We start from the raw sequence: 14,526 nt of genomic DNA, 5'->3' as shown, positions 1-14,526 counted from the left end.
TCAACCGAAAGGATGAATTCGCCCTACTCTTCCAACAAGCCCACGGATCGCGCTTTCGCCACGGCCGCGGTCCGCGAGTTCACCGCTAGTTTTTCAAACACGCGGTTCAGGTGAGTTTTAACCGTGGTTTCAGAAAGAAATAGGTCCCTAGCCACGGCCGCATTAGTTTTGCCTTGCGCCACAAGGCGAAGCACATCCAGTTCCCGGCCCGTAAGTTCGGGCATTCCGCTGTGTTTGATCTGCGCTTGCACTCCCGAACCCAAGAACTGTTTGCCCCGCGCCGCAGTCTCAACCGCGCGTTGTAGTTCCGCAGTGTCTGCATCTTTGAGAACGTATCCGGCCGCGCCCGCAGCTAGAGCGCCCAAGATTTCCGGTTCGGACCCGTATGTTGTGACAACGAGGACGGGCGGCCCGCCCATCCGTTTGATTTCTCGCACGGCACTGGTGCCGCTCATTGCCCCAGGCTGTTTGAATCGCAGGTCCATGATCACGAGGTCTACCGGGTGGGCTCGAAGCCAGTTGATGGAGTCCTCAGCTCGCGCAAAATCAGCGGCCACGTTAACGCCGTCTACGTTTTCTAAAACCGCGCGCAGTCCCATCCGCACAACCGCGTGGTCATCGACAATTACGACCTTCACTCGGCCCCGTCCTCACCTATCGGAACCGAGGCGCGCACGAGCACACCGTCCTCACTAAAAATCTCTAGAGCGCCACTCACTTCACTCATTCGCTCCCGCATGGTGGGAATACCAAAACCGCGTCCGTCTTCTGGCATGGACGTGTCAAAACCCTGACCGTGATCTTCAATCTCAAGCCGCACGGCCCTATCATCTGCCTTGAGGCGAACGGTGGCCGCCGCAGTTCCCGAATGTTCCTTTACGTTTACAAGGGCGGATTTAGCCACGCGCAGAAGCGCCGCTTCCTGCCCCAGGTTGAGCGCAGACACTCCCTCATCAATATCAAAAGTGATATTTAGACCCAGCAGGACAGGCTCATTGGCGAGACCGCGCAGAGCAACCTCTAAGCGTCCACCCGAAAGCTCTTGCGGAGCCAGAGCCTTAGTTACCCGCCGGGCATCGGCAAGCGCCCCCTGCGCGGCCTGCAAAGACTGATCGATCAGCCGCGCAACCTCGTGCGGATCACGGCTTGTTTGCGCCACCTGCAACAGCATCGCCACCCCGGATAAATCCTGCGAAACCGTGTCGTGGATTTCGCCTGCCATGCGCGCCCGTTCGCGTTGCAAAATGCGTTCTTCCTCGGCCCGGTCTAGGAGCGTGCGCGTCTGACTCAGTTCACGAAGGGCTTTGCGCAGCGAAGCTGCCTCGGTAATCACGGTAACTCCCGCCCACGTTATTACCAGGGCAATGCCTACGCCCAGGAGTGGTCCCAAGATTGCGGCGCCAACCGGGTGATCTGCGGGTAGTCGCGCAACGGAAATTCCCACGGCGATTAGGCCCGTTATGCCTGCCGCTATCGAGCCCCACCAAGGGCCGAGCACCCCCACCTGGATGATTACCAGCGCGAATGCAAGCCAAATAGCCGTATCTGACACGGCCAGCAGCCCCACCCAAATCAAGGTGAGGACCAGCATCCACACGATTGTGTAACGCCCGTGCGAAACCCCCTGCCCTAAAGCGTCAGAGCTGGCGTGCGCACGATGCCCGAGCATCATTCCAGCCGCGTAGGCGCCCAAGAACGCGACCCCTAAAATGACACCTAGAACCGGGGAGCCACCCGTGAACGCTCCAGCCACGCCCACAACGGTTGTCAAGGCCAGCAGGAACGAGGCTGCAATAGCTAAAGCCCGCGAGTTCAAAGCACTCACATGTGGGGCAGACGCGAAGTGACCGCGCGAACCATCCAACGCGGCGACATCTTGGTGGCAAACATTGCTACCTTGTAACGCGCCGAGGGGGTCACCAGCACCTGACGGCGGCGAACCGCTGCGAGGGCCTGTTCCACTACCTGTGCCTCGCTGATCCACGAGATTTTTGGAACCTCCTCGGGAACAGTTTGCACCCTGTCGTGGAACGCCGTATTAACCATGCCTGGCATGACTGCCGTGACGCTCACGCCCGTTCCGCGCAACTCTTCAGCCACTCCCTCGGAAAACGCCTTCACCCACGCCTTGTGTGCGGAATACGTACCCATGCCGGTGTCTGCCGCAACGGAAGAAACGTTCAGAACTGCACCGTGACCGCGATCAAACATGGCGTTTACCGCCGCGTGCGTAAGCTCCATAACGGCCCGCACCATCACGTCCAATGCCTTCGTTTCAGCAGTCATGCTGTTCTCACGAAACGGCACGCCCAAACCAAAACCAGCATTGTTCACGAGCAGGCCAACGGGACGCTCATCTTGGCGGAGCCGCTCCACAACCGCCTTGCGCCCCCTCGCGGTGCCAAGGTCCGCCACGAGCACCTCGGTGTGCACGCCTGAGGCCGCCTCGATCTTCTCCGCGATCTCACGCAACTTATCTTCCCGGCGCGCAACCAACACAAGATTGTGCCGCGCGGCCGCCAGTTGCCAACAAAACTCTTCCCCAAGGCCCGAAGACGCCCCGGTAACCAAAGCAGTACCCATACAAATAGGTTAGGCGGCACTCCCTCCCTTATGCCACATTTGACGCCGGAAGGTAGGGTTAAACCATGCGACTAGCCACTTGGAATGTGAACTCCATCCGCGCGCGCCACGAGCGCGTCATCGATTTTCTGAACCGCGCCGACATTGACGTGCTTGCCATGCAAGAACTCAAATGTAAGCCCGACCAGTTCCCTCTGGACGCGTTCAAAGAGGCCGGCTACGAGGTGGAAATGGTGGGTTACAACCAGTGGAACGGTGTGGCAATTGCTTCTCGCGTTGGAATAGATGAGGTTGAAACCAGCTTCCCCGGCCAGCCCACATTCCGCGACAAGATTGAGGCGCGCGCAATCGGTGCCACGTGCGGCCCTCTGCGCGTGTGGAGTACCTATATTCCTCACGGACGCTCACTTACTGACCCGCACTACCAGTACAAGCTCGAGTTCATGCGCGGCCTGGCCGACCACGCCGCCACGCAAATGGAAGGGCGCCAACTAGCGGTTGTGGGCGACTTCAACGTTGCTCCATTCGATGAGGACGTGTGGGACATTTCCGTTTTTGAGGGCGCAACCCACGTGTCAGAGCCCGAACGAGACGCTTTCAACTACTTTGCGAAGCTCGGAATGGAAGAGGTCACGCGCGAGCGAGTCACCAACTACACGTACTGGGACTACCAAAAACTTCGCTTCCCCAAGAATGAGGGCATGCGGATAGATTTCATTTACGCCTCCCCCGCTCTCGCCTCTGCGGTGACCGGCGCGCAGATTGACCGCGACGAGCGTAAAGGCAAGGGCGCTTCTGACCACGTGCCCGTCATCATCGACTTTTAGGAGGTCGAAATGCCTGACGGTCTACCGGAAGATCTGCGGCCACCATTCGAATATTCCATGGCTTTCATGGAGCCTGGCCGCGTCCTCGAATACGGCGATTCCATGCTGGTTTACCCCCTCATGTCGGTCACCAAGCTGCTTTCCGCAATGGGGGTTCTTGTTGCCGTGCAGCGGGCCATGATCAGCCTCGATGATGAGGTAGCTATTGCCGACGGCCAGCGGGTTGTGACACTACGCCACCTGCTTGCCCACACCTCCGGCCTTGCCTTCAACGAGCCTGTGCTAGAGGCCGGCATCGAGGAAAAGCGGATCTATTCCAACCGCGGTATTGAAGAAGCGTCGTGGGCGGTCGAGGCAGCCACGGGATTCACTTTCGAGGACTGGGTTGAGGCAACCGTTTTGGAGCCGCTCGGTCTGATAGAGACACACATTGACGGATCCGCAGCATACGCTGGGGCCGGATCCATCCGTGACCTCGTGGCCCTTGCCCGCGAGTTTCAAAACCCCACACTCATATCGCCTGAGTTGGCGCGGGAGGCAACCTCGGTTGCTTTCCCGGGTTTGAAAGGCGTCACGCCCGGTTACGGCGGATATTCGGACAACACGTGGGGTTTAGGTTTTGAAATCAAAGGAGCGAAAGTGCGCACCTGGTTCCCGCGCGCGGCCTCGGCGCGCACCTTCGGACACTTCGGCCAATCCGGTTCACTCCTTTGGGTAGACCCAGAATCTGGGCGCGCCATGGCATTCCTCGGGGCCGAACCGTTCGGGGCCTGGCATCGCAAAAACTGGCAAGCCCTGGGAGACCACTTCCTCGAAATGGTCTGACTCTAAGGTCTACTTCTTCCCTCCAGCTCTCGACAATACAACCGTAACGCTCCCCAGAGAGCAAGAAGAGTCCTAACAGATAGGAGACAATGAACTCCTTTGGAACATCTCCAGTTCCCGAAAATACCCACTCGGTTCAAGCTAAGTAGAGTGCACATGGTAACGGGATAACGAATATGATCAGCACAGTAATCAGTGTTCCGATTGACCTGGGCATTAACTTGTTTTTCCGCTTGGTCTTATCCTTCTAGCAGACTTCCTTAATGCCACGTTTCCTAACTTGCCATGCAATCTGACCGGGCAGCCCTCCGCCAACGCTTTACTTGCGATTTTCGTAATGATAATAGACGTCGTTCTTTTCCCCGTATATCGCATATTCCGATGTATAGTCGAGGAGGGGGTGCCCGGTTTTCCAAACTGCGCAAATCTAATGGACTTGCGACCAATCACGGCCACTCGTTTGCGCACAACACACAGAAGCACTCGTTTGCAGATTTTGTCAGAATGGTGGGGAGATCTTCGATAATGCGACAGAAAATTGACCCTACGCGCCTATCAAATTTCTTGTTTCAAATCGCAGCGGTTATTTACGCGATTTCACTATTCACAAGGTCTGCCCTCACCCACCTGGCATTTGCTCCCAGCCTAAAGACTTTCAGCAGACCACTAGCGGCGACACTCCAGTTCATTACCAACGAGCTTCAAGGACTCACGCTACTGCCGGTTGTATCCATCTGCATCATTGCGGGCATTGTCATGCGTTCACTACCCAAATTCAGCGAAACTCCACAGAAGGAGCCAAACCAGCAACAAGGCTAGCCGGCAAGCCAGAAGACACAGTGAAGGGCTAGGAGGTTTTCCTCCTAGCCCTTCACTTGTCCAGGTTAGGCGCTGGCCTCCAACTTCAGCTCATCACCGCTTACCTTCACGGTTACCGAACCTCCGTCCGGGACCTCGCCTCCAATAATCATGCGCGCCAAGCGGTCTCCAATCTCACGCTGAATCAACCTACGCAACGGGCGTGCACCAAACGCGGGATCATACCCGTGCTCGGCCAGCCACGTCCTCGCGTCATCATCAACGTGCAGGGCAATCCGACGGCTGCGCAAACGCCCAGCCATCTGATCAACCTGAATGTCAACGATCTTCGACAGCTCTTGCTTAGTCAGAGCCTTGAACACCAAGATCTCATCCAGACGGTTCAAGAACTCCGGCTTGAACGCCGCGCGAACCGTATTCAGCACGGCCTCACGCTGCTCGTCCTCACCCATCGATGAATCCACCAGGAACTGCGAGCCAAGGTTAGAAGTTAGCACCAGAATCGTGTTCCGGAAATCAACCGTCCGCCCCTGACCATCCGTCAACCTGCCATCGTCCAGCACCTGCAACAAGATGTTGAAAATCTCCGGATGAGCCTTCTCCACCTCGTCCAACAACACCACCGAGTAGGGGCGGCGACGAACGGCCTCAGTCAACTGGCCACCCTCGTCGTAACCCACATACCCCGGAGGCGCGCCAACCAGGCGCGACACCGAATGCTTCTCCGAATACTCCGACATGTCAATGCGAACCATCGCGTGCTCGTCATCAAAGAGGAAGTCCGCGAGCGCCCTCGCAAGCTCCGTCTTACCCACACCAGTTGGGCCCAGGAACATGAACGAACCGGTTGGACGATTCGGGTCAGACACGCCAGCGCGAGAACGACGCACCGCGTCAGATACGGCGCGAACCGCGTCCACCTGCCCAATCAGGCGCTTACCGATGTAAGACTCCATGGAAAGTAGTTTCTCCATTTCGCCCTGCAGCAACCTGCCCGTGGGGATTCCCGTCCATGCTTCAACCACGGCTGCGATTTCAGCAGGACCAACCCGCTCGGGAATCATCGGCTCGCCCTCATCGGCGTGATCCTCAGCTTCCTCCGCCTTCGCAATCTGGGCCTCAACCTGGGGAATATCACCGTTTTGTAGGCGCCCTGCTTCTTCCCAACGGCCCTCACGCATTGCGAGTTCCAGCTCGGTACGAAGCTCATCGAGCTTCACGCGCAGATCACCAACCCTATTACGGCCAGCCTTCTCGGCCTCCCACCTGGCGGTGAGTGCCGCAAGTTCCTCTCCAAGATCGGCAAGCTCCTCACGCACCTTCTCAAGCTGCGTAGCGGTCTGCTCGTCCTCGCCCTCAGGATCGGATTCGGTTAGGTAGGACTCCTCCATGCGAAGCCGGTCCACCTGGCGGCGAAGCTGGTCGATCTCCGTGGGAGACGAGTCAAGCTCCATGCGCAGGCGAGACGCCGCCTCGTCCACAAGGTCGATTGCCTTGTCCGGCAACTGCCGGCCGGTGATGTAGCGGTTGGACAGCTCCGCGGCCGCGAGTAGCGCACCGTCAGAGATGGTGACCTTGTGGTGGGCCTCGTACTTCGGCGCAATACCGCGCAAGATCGCAACCGTGTCATCCACGGAAGGCTCGCCTACAAACACCTGCTGGAAACGCCGCTCAAGCGCCGGATCCTTCTCGATGTTCTCCCGATATTCGTCGAGGGTGGTTGCGCCAACCATGCGAAGCTCTCCACGCGCAAGCATTGGCTTGAGCATATTGCCCGCATCCATCGCACCTTCGGAGCCGCCGCCCGCACCAACCATGGTGTGAAGCTCGTCAATGAACGTGATGATCTCGCCGTTTGCAGACTTGATCTCGTTCAAAACGGCCTTCAGGCGTTCCTCGAACTCACCGCGGTACTTCGCACCCGCAACCATGGCAGACAGATCGAGAGCGATCAGCCTCTTGTTACGAAGCGATTCGGGTACGTCACCGGCCACGATACGCTGCGCCAGACCCTCCACAACCGCGGTCTTGCCGACGCCCGGCTCACCAATCAGAACTGGGTTATTTTTTGTCCGGCGAGAAAGCACCTGCACGACGCGGCGAATCTCCTCGTCACGTCCGATCACAGGATCGAGTTTGCCTTCGCGCGCAACCTCTGTGAGGTCGCGCCCATACTTCTTGAGAGCTTCAAATGAGCCCTCCGGGTCAGCAGTCGTGATCGGCTCCTTCCTAAGTGCAGATAGTGTTGACTGCAAGGCGCTTGCACTAGCGCCCTCTTCGTTCAAAATGCGGCCCGCATCCGTGTCAGATTTTGCGAGCGCAATGAGCAGGTGCTCCGTGGAGATGTACTCGTCCCCCATGGCACGCGCATCCGACTCCGCCTCCACCAAAATATTGCCGAACGCACGTGAGGCGGCCGGCTGTGACACCGAGGTCCCCTGGGTTGACGGCATCTGAGTTAGCGCGGCGCGTACCTTCTGTCCCACACCCTTACGAGAAGCCCCCGCGGCCTCCAAAACTGAAATCGCGATACCTTCAGGCTGATCGAGCAACGCATGTAGCAAGTGCATGGGCTCAACTGAAGGATTGCCCGCAGCGCCAGCGGTTTGCACGGCTGCGCTGATCGCCTCTTGGGCCTTGGTTGTAAATTTATTGTCCACTTCAAATCATCCTTTCGCCCACTGGGCAAATGTCATCTATGAAGTACAACGCTTCTAAACTTGAGTCTATTCCACTCAACTTCATAATTTTTGAGAACCAGCTCACAGCTAGCGGCGAATTCTCGTGTTTCGAGGTAGTCGCAAGCCGCCCAGTGCCCGATACTTAAAATATGAATGAAAAGATCAACATCGAACTACTTGACGAAGTTCAGGGCGAAGAAGCCCTTGCCTGGGTAAATTCCCACAACAGCCGCACGCTTAGCACACTGGAGACGAAGCGTTTTTTAAACATCGAAGAACAGATTAAGAACGTTTTAGACGATCCAGACCGCATCCCCTACGCCAGCATCAGAGGCGATTTTGCATACAACTTCTGGGTTGATGAGAAGAACCCGCGCGGCCTTTGGCGCCGCCAACCGGCCTCGGCATACCTGCAAGGAGCGGACGACTGGTCGGTTCTGCTCGACATCGACGAGCTGGCCAAGAGCGAAGATAAAGCGTGGGTGTTCCACGGAGCCTCCCTCCTCTTCCCCGAATATTCGCGGGCGCTCATCGCGCTCTCCGATGGCGGCTGCGATGCGGACGTGATTCGCGAATTCGACGTTGACACGTGCACGTTCGTTGAAGACGGCTTCAACCTGCCCGAGTCAAAAGGCCAATGCAGCTGGATAACAGCGGACCAAATCCTGGTAAGCCGCGACTTTGGCCCAGACACAATGACCGATTCGGGCTATCCGCGTCAGGTTCGACTATGGAAGCGCGGACAAGACCTCGAGGACGCGCAGATCATTTTTGAGGGCGAAAAAAGCGACGTTGGTGTATTCCCCCACTTCGATTCGATGCCCGGCTGGCAGCGCGTAATGATTAGCCGACTCATCACGTTCTACGAATCAGAAACGTTCATTGCAGATCCAACGGCACAGTATGTTCTCAAGAAAGTTGAGGTCCCAACACACGTAGAGGCCGGACCCTGGCGCGACTGGATGCTCATGCGTCCAAAGAAAGACTGGACCGTAGGTGACAAGACCTTCAAAGCAGGATCCCTGGTTGCAACCCAGTTCGACAACGCCTTCGACGAGGACTTCGAAGCGCACAGCCTGTTTACACCGACGGACGCCTCTGCCCTAGAAGACGTCACAACTACCAGGCATCACGTTGTGGTGAACGTGCTCCACCACGTCTCCAACCGCCTGGGTATCCTCACCCCGCCCACCACCGAACACACGGGGTGGGACAGACGCGACCTCAACTTGGCAACAGGCGGCAACGGGCAAGTTCCCGCGCACGCGACTCTCCAAGTGAGCGCGGTTGATAGCCGCACCAGCGACCAGTTGTGGCTGCACGCCACAGGCTTCACCACTCCCATGACGCTCTCACTACTCGAACTATCCAAATCCGGAGAAACCCTGAGCGCCACCACGGTTCGCAAAGCCCCCGCAACATTCAACGTACAAAACGTGGAAGTGGGCCAGCACTTCGCCACCTCCGCAGATGGCACCAAAGTTCCCTACTTCCAGATCAGCACGCCGGGAACCGAACCCGCCCCAACCCTGCTATACGGGTACGGCGGATTCGAAGTCTCGCTGACCCCCTCCTACCTTGGTACGGCCGGCCCGGCCTGGGTTGAGCGCGGCGGCACCTACGTGGTTGCCAACATTCGCGGAGGCGGCGAGTACGGCCCCAAGTGGCACCAAGCCGCACTGCAAGCCAACCGCCACCGCGCCTATGAGGATTTCGTAGCAGTTGCCGACGACCTCGTAGCCCGCGGCGTAACCACAAAACAGCAGCTCGGCGCGCGAGGCGGATCCAATGGCGGCCTCCTAATGGGCATGATGCTCACCAAATACCCCGAACACTTCGGCGCCATCGTCTGCGAAGTTCCGCTACTAGACATGAGCCGCTTCCACACACTTTTGGCCGGAGCCTCCTGGATGGCAGAATACGGCGACCCATCCGACCCCAAGCAGTGGGAATTCATAAAGACATTCAGCCCCTACCACCTGTTCCAGCCGGGCCAGCAATACCCGCCGGTCCTATTCACCACCTCCACGCGCGACGACCGCGTGCACCCCGCACACGCGCGCACCATGGTTGCGAAAATGGATGAGGCGGACGCCGATGTACTCTTCTACGAAAACATTGAAGGAGGCCACGCCGGCGCGGCCGACAACAAACAGCGGGCAAAAATGAGTGCACTGGCCTGGGAATTCCTCTGGCAGCACCTCTGCGGCGAATAGCCACATCGGGCAGGTAACCGCACCAGCGTCAAGCGCTCACGCAACTTCGCGGGAGGGACGCAAGCCAAGCACGGTTAGGGCATAAAAAATGATCGGAGCATTTGTCGCTCCGATCATTTTTACTTAGCTACGCGGCTTACCAGCCCTGCATTCGCAGCTCAATAGCTCTACGCTCGCGGTTCACACCCGCAAGTTTGACGATGCCCCAAATCAGCAGAGCCAAACCAGCAAATCCGACGATCGCCGAAATAATCATGCTTGGCCCGAACGAAGAGATCACGTCGTCAAAGAACTCGCCACCGAAAACGAGGATGTTCTGGCCATCCGCATTCTCGCACTTAAGCGTGTAAGTTCCGGCAGGCACATCGGTTGCCATCGCGCCTTCCCCATCGCCTACCGGCACCAGTGGATAGGTGTCATTTTGTCCAACCAAAGTACAAGATGGGGTTACCGCACCAACCTGCACATCTAGCCCACTAGACGCTCCATCAGATCCGGACATGTCGTTGGAATAAACAACCGTAACCACGCCCGTGCTTCCAACCTCTATGCTCCCGCCATTTTGAACCGGCTCAAAAGAAGACGTGTCCAAGGATTGAAGCGCACCTACCGCGAAACTCATCAAAAACGCTGCGGGAGCAATCACGAGCATCATGACCACACCAATCACGATCATCGCGATCGAGCCACCCCTACCTGGAAGCTGTATCGGCGCTCGACCACCACCCTGGTAGGCATTCTGGCCGTATGCGGGGCCGTAACCGGGCTGACCATAACCAGGTTGGCCATATCCCGGCTGACCATTAGACGGCTGCCCATAGGCCGGGCCATAACCCGGCTGATTGTAACCAGTTTGGCCATAACCGTCCGCGCCCTGCTGACTGCGGTTACCTGTTGCTCCATACCCGTAGTTGCCGTAAGTGGACTGGCTGTAGTCGGGTTGGCCGTAGTCGGGCTGACCGGTCTGATTATGACCGGGCTGCTCCCCGTTCAAACCACCGTAGCCCTGGCCATAACCCGGCTGACCATAGCCAGGCTCGTCCTCAATCCTGCGGCCAAACTGCGGCTGCTCGGGCACCTGCCCACTGTCTTGCGGCTCGTTGCGGTCAAAGTCTTGATTGTCGCTCATGGTAAATCCTTACGCTCGCGGCCTACATGTTCATACTACTTGGGCCTGTTATTTTCCTAAATGGATAGTGCGCAAAATCAGGGTTATTTGAGGGTAATTCCGGAGGCTTCTAGCCGCTGTTTACGCAGCAGAGCGGTTGCGGCAGTATCGATTGGGTTCAGATCTTTTTGGCCGGTTGCAAGACGGATAAGATAATCCGCCAGCTGTGGGTTTCGCGCAAGCACGGGTCCGTGCATGTAGGTTGCAAACACGCTTCCCTGCACCGCTCCGTCTACCCGCTGTCCCTCATCACTCAAATCTAGGGCATTTCCATGCCCGCGCAGGACAGCTCCAAGTGGTTGCGCATCAACCCCCAGCTCTGTAACCCCGAGGTGGTTCTCAAACCCGGTCAAGGGCTCGCCAACGCCCTGGAGCAAAGCCGTGGTTACAAGTTCACCCACACTACGCTCTGTCCCCCGCCGGGTTTGCGCATCGAGCAGCCCTAAGCCATCCACCTGGCGCCCATCCTCGTCCTCATAAGAAGCGCCAAGCACCTGCAAACCTGCACAGACCGCAAAAACTATGGCTCCTCGATCCGCGGCTCGGCGCACTGCTCCCGACTTTTCAAGGCGCTGCACCGCAACCTGCTGCGCGGCGTCCTCACTTCCTCCAAGAAGATAAAAATCGAGGCTATCCGGCACCTCATCCCCCACGTGCACGGTCACTATTTCAGCGTCAAAACCGCGTTTTTGCAGGCGCTTTTCAAGTACGAGGGCGTTGCCGCTATCACCGTACGCGCCCATCGTTTCGGGCATGATCAAACCGATTTGTAGGGCGCTCATTTGACCTCCTCATACTCGCGGGAAATCCAATTGTTAAGTCCGTGCGCAGCCGTGTAGTTAGCTACCACGTCCACATTTCCTTGGGACGCTCGTTCGAGGCCATCCTGCGGAGTTTCAACCAGCTCAAACTCGAAATCTGCATACTCGAGCCGCACGGCAAGATCTGCGCGACGCTCCCCGCACACGATGATCTTGCGGCCTTGCAGGGGCGCGAAATCCACGTCCCACAGCCAAGAAAGATCCTCACCGTCCCCAATCCGGCCATTCACCGCGAGGATAATGCAAGCATCCTCCTCAACCATGGAAAGCGATTCTTGCCATCCAGCCGGATTCTTTGCGAGGACGATACGGGTTAGACGGCCATCCAAGTTGCGGCGGGCGTAGCGCCCAGACACCTGCGTGACCTTATTGATCTGCGAGATGGCCTGATCGATATTGACCCCGAGGGCGTGGGCAGCTGCAACCGCCTGCGCGGCGTTGCCCTGGTTTGCCCTCCCAGGCAGAGCAATAGCGAGGGGATGCGCGGCGCCCGCAAACACAACCGCACCATCTTCCACTGTCCACGCGGGTTCTGGCCGCGCGAATGAAGATCCGGGCACGTGCCAGGAATCGCCGGAGCGGACCACCGGAGTGTTAGTGCGAGGGAATGTCACCGAGTCGGCCGTCCTCGTAACTCCCGCAGACACCCAAATGGGGTTCTTCGCATCCCACGCGGCCGACACAATCAGCGGATCATCGCAGTTTGCCACCACAAACGCCTGCGGATTCTCATCAACAGCCTGGCGAATTCGCGCCTCCACAGCCCCGGCTTCACCCACTCGATCCAGCTGATCTCGCGACAGGTTAAGCAGCACAAAACCCGCTGGCTTCACCGCCCGCGCAACAGCCGGCACGTAGAGCTCATCAACTTCCAGGGCAGCAAACTCCGCCTCGCCCTCTTCAATCAACGCAGCGGCAACACCACCCGTCATGTTGTCACCAAGCACGTTGGATGCCACTCGTCCCTTAGTTTTCAAGGCTTCGCGCACCATCGAGGTGGTAGTCGATTTGCCGTTGGTACCCGTCACAATAACGATCTTCTTGCCACGGCTAACCTTTTCTAAGACCTTGGGATCAAGAGCTAACGCAACCCGGCCACCAATCACTCCGCCCGACCCGCGGCCACTTTTTTGCGACGCCCAGGCCGCGAAACGGCCCGCATTTTTTGCAAAGGACCCCCGCAAACCAACCTGCATTGTCCGCACCTCTCGTTAAGATGAACAAAACTCAGTTTACAAATGTTTGGGGTCACCGAAATAATTTAGCTCTCAGTTTGGGCCGTTAGGAGTTAGCAATGAAGCGCCACATAGCATTGGCCGCGCTCGCATGTTCTGTAATGATTTTAGGAGCGTGTTCGTCTGATGAGGAGCTTCCCGGCCCTCCTCCCACGCCAATTCCCCTGACCGCCCCTTCCGAAACTAGCGTTGAGACCCCCACCTCGTCCGAGGATGCCTCCACGCAGGTTGATTCGGCGGCGTACGAGCTTGGCGTCAACACGGAACTAGCGCAGGCCGGTAATGCGGGCTACTGGTTTACAAACAGTGACCACTCGGTTCTTTGCACCATTATCGTCGAGGGGGCAGCCTCCGCCCCTTACGTTCGGTGTGAAGCATTCCCTGCCTTCCCGGTGGAAGATACTCCATGTGACCAAGGCATTTTCATGGGGACTCAGGCCACGCTCTTCGAAGATGGCGCCGAGTACGGCAGGTGCCAGTCAGATGTTCCACTGCAGCAAATGTGTCTGAGCGATCCGACCTCGTTGGACGATTTTTCTGCCGAGTTTTGCGAAAACAATCTATTGTCAGCGCCCATCCTGAAGGATGGTGAAGTCATCACCGCCAGCAAGTTCACGTGCACAATAAAGGAGGGCGTGACTACGTGCACGCACGAAAATGGTCAAACCATGAGTTTTAGGCCCGGCGGAGCACTGGGGTAGGCAACGCAATACCTGGACTGGACTGTTCGGGCAAACTGCTAGCGCTGAACCGTTCGCGGCCGACTGCCGCGCGCACAAGCACGCGGCTTCTGGGGAGACCAGCAGACCAACTCGCGCGCACAAACCCATCTTTAGCTAAAGCACAGAAAACTGGGGGCGAGAAAACTCACCCCCAGTTCCAATGCCTTATGGTTTAGCGACGAAAAAGTACCAGCGCCCCTGATTTTGGATGGCGCACCAGTTCATTACCAGAAACACGCACGCGCCTGCCGCGGCGAACCGTATGCACACTGCCATCTGGAGTGGCCGCAAAAACGCGTGAGCGTTTCTCGTTTTCCTCACGCACCAGTGCGCGCAGCACTTCTAACTCTTCGCGCATTAGTTGCATTGCCTCTGCGCTCTCATCTAGACGTTGTTTCAGTTCTAGAATCTGGCGGATACCCTCCAGATTCACGCCCTCGTCCTGCGATAGGCGCTGAACTTCACGCAACCGCTCGACATCGCTTGCACTGTAGCGACGGCCCCGGCCCTTTGTGCGAGCCGGCGTAACTATGCCCAGGCGATCATACTGGCGAAGCGTTTGCGGATGCATACCCGCAAGTTCAGCAGCAACCGAAATAACGTAGGTTGTACCCCTCTTGTTCGCCATA

13 protein-coding genes are annotated in these 14,526 nt (G+C 57.7%); 5 read left to right on the top strand and 8 right to left on the bottom strand.

Features of this window, described 5'->3' with window-relative positions; genetic code table 11:
• Positions 1 to 23: 23 nt before the first annotated feature.
• Genes HMPREF2854_RS04355 through HMPREF2854_RS04345 form a run of 3 tightly spaced genes read right to left on the bottom strand, consistent with a single transcriptional unit; the run spans position 24 to position 2,583 of the window.
• The gene (locus HMPREF2854_RS04355) at positions 24 to 638 is read right to left on the bottom strand and encodes a response regulator transcription factor (protein WP_222563161.1); all 615 of its coding nucleotides are present in this window, start codon (positions 636 to 638) and stop codon (positions 24 to 26) included.
• Positions 635 to 1,816, bottom strand: coding sequence for a sensor histidine kinase (locus HMPREF2854_RS04350; protein ID WP_148130889.1), 1,182 nt, complete (start codon positions 1,814 to 1,816; stop codon positions 635 to 637). The genes HMPREF2854_RS04355 and HMPREF2854_RS04350 overlap by 4 nt, the downstream gene beginning before the upstream one ends.
• A 5-nt stretch (positions 1,817 to 1,821) precedes the next feature.
• Positions 1,822 to 2,583, bottom strand: a complete 762-nt coding sequence (locus HMPREF2854_RS04345; RefSeq protein ID WP_070619397.1) for an SDR family NAD(P)-dependent oxidoreductase — start codon at positions 2,581 to 2,583, stop codon at positions 1,822 to 1,824.
• Positions 2,584 to 2,648: 65 nt separating this feature from the next.
• Here HMPREF2854_RS04345 and HMPREF2854_RS04340 point away from each other — a divergent pair, with 65 nt between their 5' ends.
• The 3 genes from HMPREF2854_RS04340 to HMPREF2854_RS04330 all read left to right on the top strand — a co-directional run bounded on the left by HMPREF2854_RS04340 (position 2,649) and on the right by HMPREF2854_RS04330 (position 5,054).
• Complete coding sequence (locus HMPREF2854_RS04340) at positions 2,649 to 3,410, top strand: exodeoxyribonuclease III (RefSeq protein ID WP_070619394.1); 762 nt, start codon at positions 2,649 to 2,651, stop codon at positions 3,408 to 3,410.
• A 9-nt stretch (positions 3,411 to 3,419) separates the two neighbouring features.
• On the top strand, positions 3,420 to 4,235 hold the full coding sequence (locus HMPREF2854_RS04335) for a serine hydrolase domain-containing protein (protein WP_070619391.1): 816 nt from the start codon (positions 3,420 to 3,422) through the stop codon (positions 4,233 to 4,235).
• Positions 4,236 to 4,760: 525 nt separating this feature from the next.
• Positions 4,761 to 5,054, top strand: coding sequence for a hypothetical protein (locus HMPREF2854_RS04330; RefSeq protein ID WP_016444673.1), 294 nt, complete (start codon positions 4,761 to 4,763; stop codon positions 5,052 to 5,054).
• Positions 5,055 to 5,119: 65 nt separating this feature from the next.
• Here the strand turns inward: HMPREF2854_RS04330 and clpB are convergent, their stop codons facing one another.
• Positions 5,120 to 7,714 (bottom strand): ATP-dependent chaperone ClpB, encoded by a 2,595-nt coding sequence (clpB, locus tag HMPREF2854_RS04325; protein WP_070619388.1) that lies wholly within the window; start codon positions 7,712 to 7,714, stop codon positions 5,120 to 5,122.
• A 170-nt stretch (positions 7,715 to 7,884) separates the two neighbouring features.
• Here clpB and HMPREF2854_RS04320 point away from each other — a divergent pair, with 170 nt between their 5' ends.
• A complete protein-coding gene (locus tag HMPREF2854_RS04320) occupies positions 7,885 to 9,951 on the top strand; it encodes a prolyl oligopeptidase family serine peptidase (protein ID WP_070619385.1) in 2,067 nt (688 codons plus the stop codon).
• Positions 9,952 to 10,087: 136 nt separating this feature from the next.
• On the opposite strand, the gene HMPREF2854_RS04315 is transcribed toward HMPREF2854_RS04320, so the two are convergent.
• From HMPREF2854_RS04315 to HMPREF2854_RS04305, 3 genes are all read right to left on the bottom strand, one after another.
• A complete protein-coding gene (locus tag HMPREF2854_RS04315; RefSeq protein WP_070619383.1) occupies positions 10,088 to 11,080 on the bottom strand; it encodes a hypothetical protein in 993 nt (330 codons plus the stop codon).
• A gap of 83 nt (positions 11,081 to 11,163) precedes the next feature.
• Positions 11,164 to 11,901: a type 1 glutamine amidotransferase gene (locus HMPREF2854_RS04310; RefSeq protein WP_070619381.1), complete on the bottom strand. Its 738-nt coding sequence runs from the start codon at positions 11,899 to 11,901 to the stop codon at positions 11,164 to 11,166.
• Positions 11,898 to 13,136, bottom strand: a complete 1,239-nt coding sequence (locus HMPREF2854_RS04305) for a MurT ligase domain-containing protein (protein ID WP_070619378.1) — start codon at positions 13,134 to 13,136, stop codon at positions 11,898 to 11,900. Before HMPREF2854_RS04305 ends, HMPREF2854_RS04310 begins: the two co-directional genes overlap by 4 nt.
• 98 nt (positions 13,137 to 13,234) lie before the next feature.
• Here HMPREF2854_RS04305 and HMPREF2854_RS04300 point away from each other — a divergent pair, with 98 nt between their 5' ends.
• Complete coding sequence (locus HMPREF2854_RS04300; protein ID WP_070619375.1) at positions 13,235 to 13,876, top strand: hypothetical protein; 642 nt, start codon at positions 13,235 to 13,237, stop codon at positions 13,874 to 13,876.
• A 193-nt stretch (positions 13,877 to 14,069) separates the two neighbouring features.
• Here the strand turns inward: HMPREF2854_RS04300 and HMPREF2854_RS04295 are convergent, their stop codons facing one another.
• Complete coding sequence (locus tag HMPREF2854_RS04295; RefSeq protein WP_070619372.1) at positions 14,070 to 14,525, bottom strand: heat shock protein transcriptional repressor HspR; 456 nt, start codon at positions 14,523 to 14,525, stop codon at positions 14,070 to 14,072.
• Position 14,526: the final 1 nt, after the last annotated feature.

The sequence above is a fragment of the Actinomyces sp. HMSC075B09 genome, from assembly GCF_001812395.1.
Classification (GTDB): Bacteria; Actinomycetota; Actinomycetes; order Actinomycetales; family Actinomycetaceae; genus Gleimia; species Gleimia europaea.
This window is presented reverse-complemented; position numbering and strand designations above follow the sequence as displayed.

What these genes read in the sequence shown, in the direction of transcription:
- HMPREF2854_RS04315 (WP_070619383.1), bottom strand. Translation starts at nt 11,080, where the DNA reads ATGAGCGACAATCAAGACTTTGACCGCAACGAGCCGCAAGACAGTGGG.
- HMPREF2854_RS04335 (WP_070619391.1), top strand. Translation starts at nt 3,420, where the DNA reads ATGCCTGACGGTCTACCGGAAGATCTGCGGCCACCATTCGAATATTCC.
- HMPREF2854_RS04310 (WP_070619381.1), bottom strand. Translation starts at nt 11,901, where the DNA reads ATGAGCGCCCTACAAATCGGTTTGATCATGCCCGAAACGATGGGCGCG.
- HMPREF2854_RS04295 (WP_070619372.1), bottom strand. Translation starts at nt 14,525, where the DNA reads ATGGCGAACAAGAGGGGTACAACCTACGTTATTTCGGTTGCTGCTGAA.
- HMPREF2854_RS04330 (WP_016444673.1), top strand. Translation starts at nt 4,761, where the DNA reads ATGCGACAGAAAATTGACCCTACGCGCCTATCAAATTTCTTGTTTCAA.
- HMPREF2854_RS04300 (WP_070619375.1), top strand. Translation starts at nt 13,235, where the DNA reads ATGAAGCGCCACATAGCATTGGCCGCGCTCGCATGTTCTGTAATGATT.
- HMPREF2854_RS04345 (WP_070619397.1), bottom strand. Translation starts at nt 2,583, where the DNA reads ATGGGTACTGCTTTGGTTACCGGGGCGTCTTCGGGCCTTGGGGAAGAG.
- HMPREF2854_RS04340 (WP_070619394.1), top strand. Translation starts at nt 2,649, where the DNA reads ATGCGACTAGCCACTTGGAATGTGAACTCCATCCGCGCGCGCCACGAG.
- HMPREF2854_RS04305 (WP_070619378.1), bottom strand. Translation starts at nt 13,136, where the DNA reads ATGCAGGTTGGTTTGCGGGGGTCCTTTGCAAAAAATGCGGGCCGTTTC.
- HMPREF2854_RS04320 (WP_070619385.1), top strand. Translation starts at nt 7,885, where the DNA reads ATGAATGAAAAGATCAACATCGAACTACTTGACGAAGTTCAGGGCGAA.